Origin of the sequence: Microbacterium wangyouchuni, from assembly GCF_051546305.1 — a bacterium.
In the GTDB taxonomy this organism is placed as follows: domain Bacteria; phylum Actinomycetota; class Actinomycetes; order Actinomycetales; family Microbacteriaceae; genus Microbacterium.
In genome coordinates this window covers 55,661-62,070 of the sequence record NZ_JBPTMA010000011.1, presented here as the reverse complement: position 1 = coordinate 62,070, position 6,410 = coordinate 55,661, and the positions used below count along the sequence as shown (strand labels likewise).

Sequence of the window (6,410 nt, the reverse complement as noted above, 5' to 3'; positions counted from 1 at the left end):
CGGGACCAACGAGAACACCAACCGGCTTCTACGATTCTGGTTCGAGAAAGGATCAGATCTCTCCGCCCACTCTCCCGAGGACCTCGCCCGGACCGCCGCGATCCTGAATCGCCGCCCCCACCCGACCCTCGAGCTTCAGACCCCAGCCAACCGGCTCAACCAGCTGCTCCTCGCAGCATAACTACCAACGTTGCCCAGACCATTTGACTTTGCCGGGAAAAAGTGCGCCACAAATGGCCACTCGCAGGCGGTATTCAGGCGTGGGATCAGAACGGCAGCAGCGGGTCAACCGCTACGGCGCGAGAAGCGTCATAGCGAGCCCCTGATCGTGCAAGACCACGAGAACTGTCAGGCAGGTCCCGAGACACAACTGTCAGAAAAGCAGTGGGCGTCCGTGGCTCACTTTTGGGGAAAAAGTGCGCCACAAATGGCCACTCGCAGGCGGTATTCAGGCGTGGGATCAGAACGGCAGCAGCGGGTCAACCGCTACAGCGAGGAAGAGCAGCGTCAGGTAGCTGATCGATGCGTGGAAAACGCGCATCGGACGCGGGTTCATCCCCCGAACCGCCTGGCTGTACAGCCGGTGCGACTCGTACACGAACCAGCCGCCGAAGACGACTGCCGAGACCGAATAGACCAGCCCCATGTTCGCAACCGGGATAAGCAGCAGCGAACATGCCAGCGTCGCCCAGGCATACAGGATCACCTGCAGGCCCACCTGCGAGGCGTTGCGCGTGACACCGAGCATCGGAACATCCGCGTCGACGTAGTCATCGCGGTACTTCATCGACAGCGGCCAGTAGTGCGCCGGGGTCCACAGGAAGATGAGTGCGAACAGGATGATCGCCGGCCACGCGACTTCACCGGTGACAGCTGACCAGCCGATGACGACCGGGAAACATCCCGCAATACCGCCCCAGATGATGTTCTGCTCGGTGCGGCGTTTGAGGATCAGCGTGTAGATCACGACATAGAAGAAGATCGCGCCTACCGACAAGGCTGTCGTCAGCCAGTTGGTGGTCAGCGCAAGCCAGCCAGTTGATACCACGGCGAGCACCCACGAGAAGATCAGGGCTGCTCGCGGTGACACTTCGCCAGTGATGATCGGCCGGTTCTCGGTACGGCGCATATGCGCGTCCATGTCACGGTCGATGTACATGTTGAAGGACGCGGCAGAGCCCGCGCTCAGCGATCCGCCGATGACGGTGGCCAGCACGAGCCAGAGGTTCGGCATACCGCCCTCGGCAAGGATCATGACCGGAACGGTGGAAACGAGAAGAAGCTCGAGAACACGCGGTTTCGTCAACGCGACATATGCCTTGATAGTCCGACCGAACGAGCGGTTCACCGCCGTCGTCTGCGACATGGTCGAGATAACGATCGCCTCCTCAGCGCACACCAACGACAACCCTCTCATTCTAGGGCAAGCAAACTGAACGACTCGCGACGTAAAGCGCATTTCGCGGTTGCGCTCACAGCGCTATGCTGAAAACCACTCGCGCGCCCGGCGCTGTGCACCTGTCCGTGACGATGCGGACGCGCTGAAGGAATTCGGGCGCCCTCGTAGTTGTTGGAAAGGGTATGACCGTGACAGAACTCCAGTGGGCTGAGATCGATCGACGCGCGGTAGATACCGCCCGAATCCTTGCGGCGGATGCCGTGGAGAAGGTCGGCAACGGTCACCCTGGTACGGCGATGAGTCTCGCTCCCGCGGCGTACCTCCTCTACCAGCGCGTCCTGCGCCACGACCCGACCGACACCGATTGGCTCGGTCGCGACCGTTTCATCCTTTCGGTCGGTCACTCCTCCCTCACGCAGTACGTACAGCTCTACCTCGGTGGTTTCGGTCTCGAACTCGACGACCTCAAGTCGCTGCGCACGTGGGGCTCGAAGACTCCGGGGCACCCCGAGTACGGCCACACCAAGGGCGTCGAGATCACCACCGGACCGCTCGGTCAGGGGCTCGCATCCGCTGTCGGCTTCGCCTACGCTGCCCGCTACGAGCGCGGCTTGTTCGACCCGGAAGCCGCCGCTGGCACCAGCCCGTTCGACCACTTCATCTACACGATCGCCGGTGACGGCGACCTGCAGGAGGGCGTCACCAGCGAAGCTGGCTCGCTCGCCGGCCACCAGCAGCTCGGCAACTTGATCGCGATCTACGACTCGAACCAGATCTCGATCGAGGACGACACCGACATCGCCTTCACCGAAGATGTCGCCGCCCGCTATGCGGCCTACGGATGGCACGTGCAGACGGTCGATTGGAAGAAGACCGGCGAGTACATCGAAGATGTCGCCGAGCTTCACGCTGCGATCGAGGCAGCGAAGGGCGAAACGACTAAGCCGTCGCTCATCATCCTCAAGACGATCATCGGCTGGCCCTCGCCCGGAAAGCAGAACAGCGGGAAGATCCACGGCTCCGCTCTCGGCGCCGACGAGCTCGCCGCGACCAAGAAGGTTCTCGACTTCGACCCCGAGCAGAGCTTCGTCGTCGCCGACGATGTGCTCGAACACACCCGGGCTCTGGCTGATCGCGCCGCCGAGGAACGCGCTGCCTGGCAGAAGTCGTTCGACGCCTGGGCCGCCGCAAACCCCGAGCGCAAGGCGCTGCTCGACCGCCTGGAGGCGAAGGAGCTTCCCGCCGACATCGACTCCGCACTGCCGGTGTTCGAGGCGGGCAAGGAGGTCTCCACTCGCGCAGCATCCGGCCAGGTGATCAACGCGCTGGCTGCTGAGCTGCCTGAGCTATGGGGCGGCTCCGCCGACCTTGCCGAGTCAAACCTCACCACGATCAAGAACGCCGCCTCCTTCATCCCCGCGGAGTGGTCGACCCATGAATGGTCAGGCAACCCGTACGGCCGCGTGCTGCACTTCGGCATCCGCGAGCACGCGATGGGCGCGATCATCAACGGCATCGTGCTGCACGGCCCGACCCGGGCCTTCGGCGGAACCTTCCTGATCTTCAGCGACTACATGCGCCCGGCTGTGCGTCTGGCTGCGCTGATGAACATCCCGAGCATCTTCGTGTGGACGCACGACTCTGTCGCCCTCGGCGAAGACGGCCCGACCCACCAGCCGGTCGAGCAGCTCGCAGCACTGCGTGCGATCCCCAACTTCACCGTCGTGCGCCCCGCGGATGCGAACGAGACCTCGGCCGCCTGGCTCGAACTGCTGCGCCGCCACGGCTCCCCCGCTGGCCTCGCACTCACCCGTCAGAACATTCCGGTGTTCGAGCGCGGTGATGGCGAAGCATCCGGCGAGGTCTTCGCATCGGCTGCGAACGCCGCCAAGGGTGCCTACGTGCTCGCCGAAGCACCCAATGGCACGCCGGACGTCATCCTGATCGCAACCGGCTCTGAGGTTCAGCTCGCTGTTGCCGCTCGCGAAACACTTGCCGGCGAAGGAATCAACGCCCGCGTCGTCTCCGCTCCGTCATTGGAATGGTTCGACGAGCAGGATGCCGCGTACCGCGAGTCCGTGCTCCCGGCCGCCGTCACGGCGCGTGTTTCGGTTGAGGCCGGATCCGCGCTGACCTGGCGCGGCATCGTGGGTGACAAGGGTCGTTCTGTCGCGATCGACCACTTTGGTGCGTCCGCCGATTACAAGACCCTGTTCCAGAAGTTCGGCATCACCGCCGAGGCCGTCGTCGAGGCGGCGCGCGAAAGCATCAAGGAGAACGCATGAGCACCCCCACCGCAGATCTCGCAGCCGCCGGCGTCAGCATCTGGCTCGACGACCTCTCTCGCACCCGCATCAACTCCGGCAACCTCGCGGAGCTGATCGAATCGCGCAACATCGTCGGTGTGACCACTAACCCGACGATCTTCGCAAACGCGATCACCGATAAGAACGACACCTCCTACGACGCTCAGGTCACCGAGCTGGCCGGCTCCGGTGCCACCGCTGAAGACGCCGTGTTCGCGGCCACCACGCAGGACGTTGCCGCCGCTCTGGACGTGTTCCGTCCGGTGTGGGAGAAGTCCGGCCACGTCGACGGCCGTGTCTCGATCGAGGTCTCCCCCGACCTCGCACACGACACAGACGGCACCGTGGCACAGGCCAAACAGCTGTGGGAGAAGGTCGACCGCCCGAACCTGCTGGTGAAGATTCCTGCCACCAAGGCCGGGCTTCCCGCAATCGCGCAGGCGATCGGCGCTGGCATCAGCGTCAATGTCACGCTGATCTTCAGCCTCGAGCGCTACGCCGAGGTCATTGACGCCTACCTGACAGGCCTGGAGACCGCGAAGGCTGCCGGCATCGATCTCGCCACGATCCACTCGGTTGCATCGTTCTTCGTCTCGCGCGTGGACACCGAGACCGACAAGCGCCTCACCGTCATCGGCACCGCCGCTGCGGAAGCGCTCAAGAGCAAGGCCGGCCTCGCCAACGCGCGGCTCGCCTACGAGCTGTTTGAGCAGACGTTCGCCGCCGACCGTGCGAAGGCACTTGTGGATGCCGGTGCAAACCTGCAGCGTCCACTCTGGGCCTCGACCGGTGTCAAGGACCCGGCACTGCCCGACACCCTGTACGTCACCGAGCTCGTCGCCCCCGGCGTCGTCAACACGATGCCTGAGAAGACTCTCGAGGCGACCTTCGACCACGGCGTCATCACCGGTGACACCATCACTGGCGGTTACGAAGAGGCGCGTGCGGTCTTCGCCGGGCTCGCCGAGGTCGGCATCGACTTCGCCGACGTCACCCAGTTGTTGGAAGACGAAGGCGTGACGAAGTTCATTGACTCTTGGCACGACCTGCTCACCCAGGTCGCAGAAGGGCTTGAGGCGCAGCGATGACGTTCTCGATCCACGCCTCGGGCGCCGCGAAGGCAGCGATCGAAGAGGTCGTCCCACAGCTGGTGGGCGATCTCATCGCTTCGCGCATCACCGGTTTCGATTCCACACTGTGGGGCGAAGCCGCTGAGGAAGAAGCATCCAAGCGCCTGGGCTGGGTCGAAGCGGTTTCGGTCTCGCGACCGTTGGTTCCTGAGATCATCGCGTTGCGGGATCAGTTGCGCGCCCTGGGCGTGAATCACGTGGTTCTCGCCGGTATGGGTGGGTCGTCTCTGGCGCCTGAGGTCATCAGTCAGACCGCGGGCGTCCCGCTCACGATTCTCGACTCGACCGCTCCTGGACAGGTTCTGGCCGCTCTTGATGAGGGGTTGGAGCACACGGCGCTCGTCGTGTCGTCGAAGTCCGGGTCCACTGTCGAGACCGATTCGCAGAAGCGAACCTTCGAGGCCGCATTCCGCGACATGGGCATCGACCCCACCGAGCGCATCGTGATCGTGACCGACCCCGGTTCGCCGCTGGATGCTGCCGCGCGCGCCGACGGATACCGGGTCTTCAACGCCGATCCCAACGTCGGTGGGCGCTACTCGGCGCTCACCGCCTTCGGCCTGGTTCCGTCGGGACTTGCCGGCGTCGACATCGCCGAACTGCTCGACGAGGCAGAAGCCACGCTGCTGCAGGTTGCGGTCGATCAGGCTGACAACCCGGCGCTGCGTCTGGGCGCGGCGATCGCCGCCACGAACCCGCGGCGCGACAAGCTCGGTCTGATCACCGATGGCACGCACATCGTGGGGCTGCCGGATTGGATCGAGCAGCTGATCGCCGAATCGACCGGCAAGGAAGGCACTGGCATCCTTCCGGTCGTCCTGCTTCCGGTTTCGCCCGAGGTCGACGAGGTGCCGTCGGATCTGCAGATCGTACGCATTGTCGACGACGCCAACGAATTCCACCTGCGCGAACGTCACCAGGGGGAGATCCTCGTCAGCGGCACGCTCGGCGCGAATCTGCTGGTCTGGGAGTACGCCACCGTGATCGCGGGCTACCTTCTCGGCATCAATCCCTTCGACCAGCCGGATGTCGAATCCGCCAAGGTCGCGGCCCGCGGTCTGCTGGATGCTCGTCCCGAGCCGACTGCGCCGGCGTTCGTGGAGAACGGCATCGAGGTGCGTGTCTCGGATGCTGCTCTTGCTGCGTCCGGCAATATCGAGGCCGTGTTGGATGCCCTGTGGGCGCAGCTGCCCGAGGACGGTTATGTCTCGATTCAGGCATATGTCAATCGCCTGGAGCTGACGCAGCTGCAGGGCCTTCGCGAACTTGTCGCTGCCGATTCGGGCCGCCCGACGACATTCGGGTGGGGTCCGCGCTTCTTGCACTCGACGGGTCAGTACCACAAGGGCGGCCCGGCCCAGGGTGTTTTCCTGCAGATCTTGGAGCGCACTGACGTCGACCTTGAGATTCCCGAACGCCCGTTCACTTTCGGCCAGCTCATCCAGGCACAGGCTGCCGGCGATGCCGCTGTGCTCGCCGAGCACGGTCGTCCGGTCGTGACCCTCACCATCACCGATGACTCAGCCGATGTGCTCGCGCTGTTCGAAGCCGCCCAGAAGTAAATTCGTAGGAGAC

At 64.3% G+C, this 6,410-nt stretch carries 4 protein-coding genes and 1 pseudogene; 4 read left to right on the top strand and 1 reads right to left on the bottom strand.

The genetic code is table 11. The features are described from left to right. Window positions 1-181: pseudogene (locus ACSS7Z_RS15615) on the top strand (IS30 family transposase); the annotation flags it as partial. 279 nt (window positions 182-460) lie between these two features. Here ACSS7Z_RS15615 and ACSS7Z_RS15610 read toward each other — a convergent pair. After that, a complete protein-coding gene (locus ACSS7Z_RS15610; protein ID WP_438255797.1) occupies window positions 461-1,381 on the bottom strand; it encodes a heme o synthase in 921 nt (306 codons plus the stop codon). Between the two features lie 200 nt (window positions 1,382-1,581). On the opposite strand from ACSS7Z_RS15610, the gene tkt reads away from it, so the two are divergent. The 3 genes from tkt to ACSS7Z_RS15595 are packed head-to-tail and all read left to right on the top strand — an operon-like array spanning window position 1,582 to window position 6,397. Continuing rightward, the gene (gene tkt, locus ACSS7Z_RS15605) at window positions 1,582-3,684 is read left to right on the top strand and encodes a transketolase (protein ID WP_438255790.1); all 2,103 of its coding nucleotides are present in this window, start codon (window positions 1,582-1,584) and stop codon (window positions 3,682-3,684) included. Continuing rightward, window positions 3,681-4,793 (top strand): transaldolase, encoded by a 1,113-nt coding sequence (gene tal / locus ACSS7Z_RS15600; protein ID WP_438255789.1) that lies wholly within the window; start codon window positions 3,681-3,683, stop codon window positions 4,791-4,793. The genes tkt and tal overlap by 4 nt, the downstream gene beginning before the upstream one ends. Next, window positions 4,790-6,397: a phosphoglucose isomerase-related protein gene (locus ACSS7Z_RS15595; RefSeq protein WP_438255788.1), complete on the top strand. Its 1,608-nt coding sequence runs from the start codon at window positions 4,790-4,792 to the stop codon at window positions 6,395-6,397. Before tal ends, ACSS7Z_RS15595 begins: the two co-directional genes overlap by 4 nt. Window positions 6,398-6,410 lie beyond the last annotated feature (13 nt).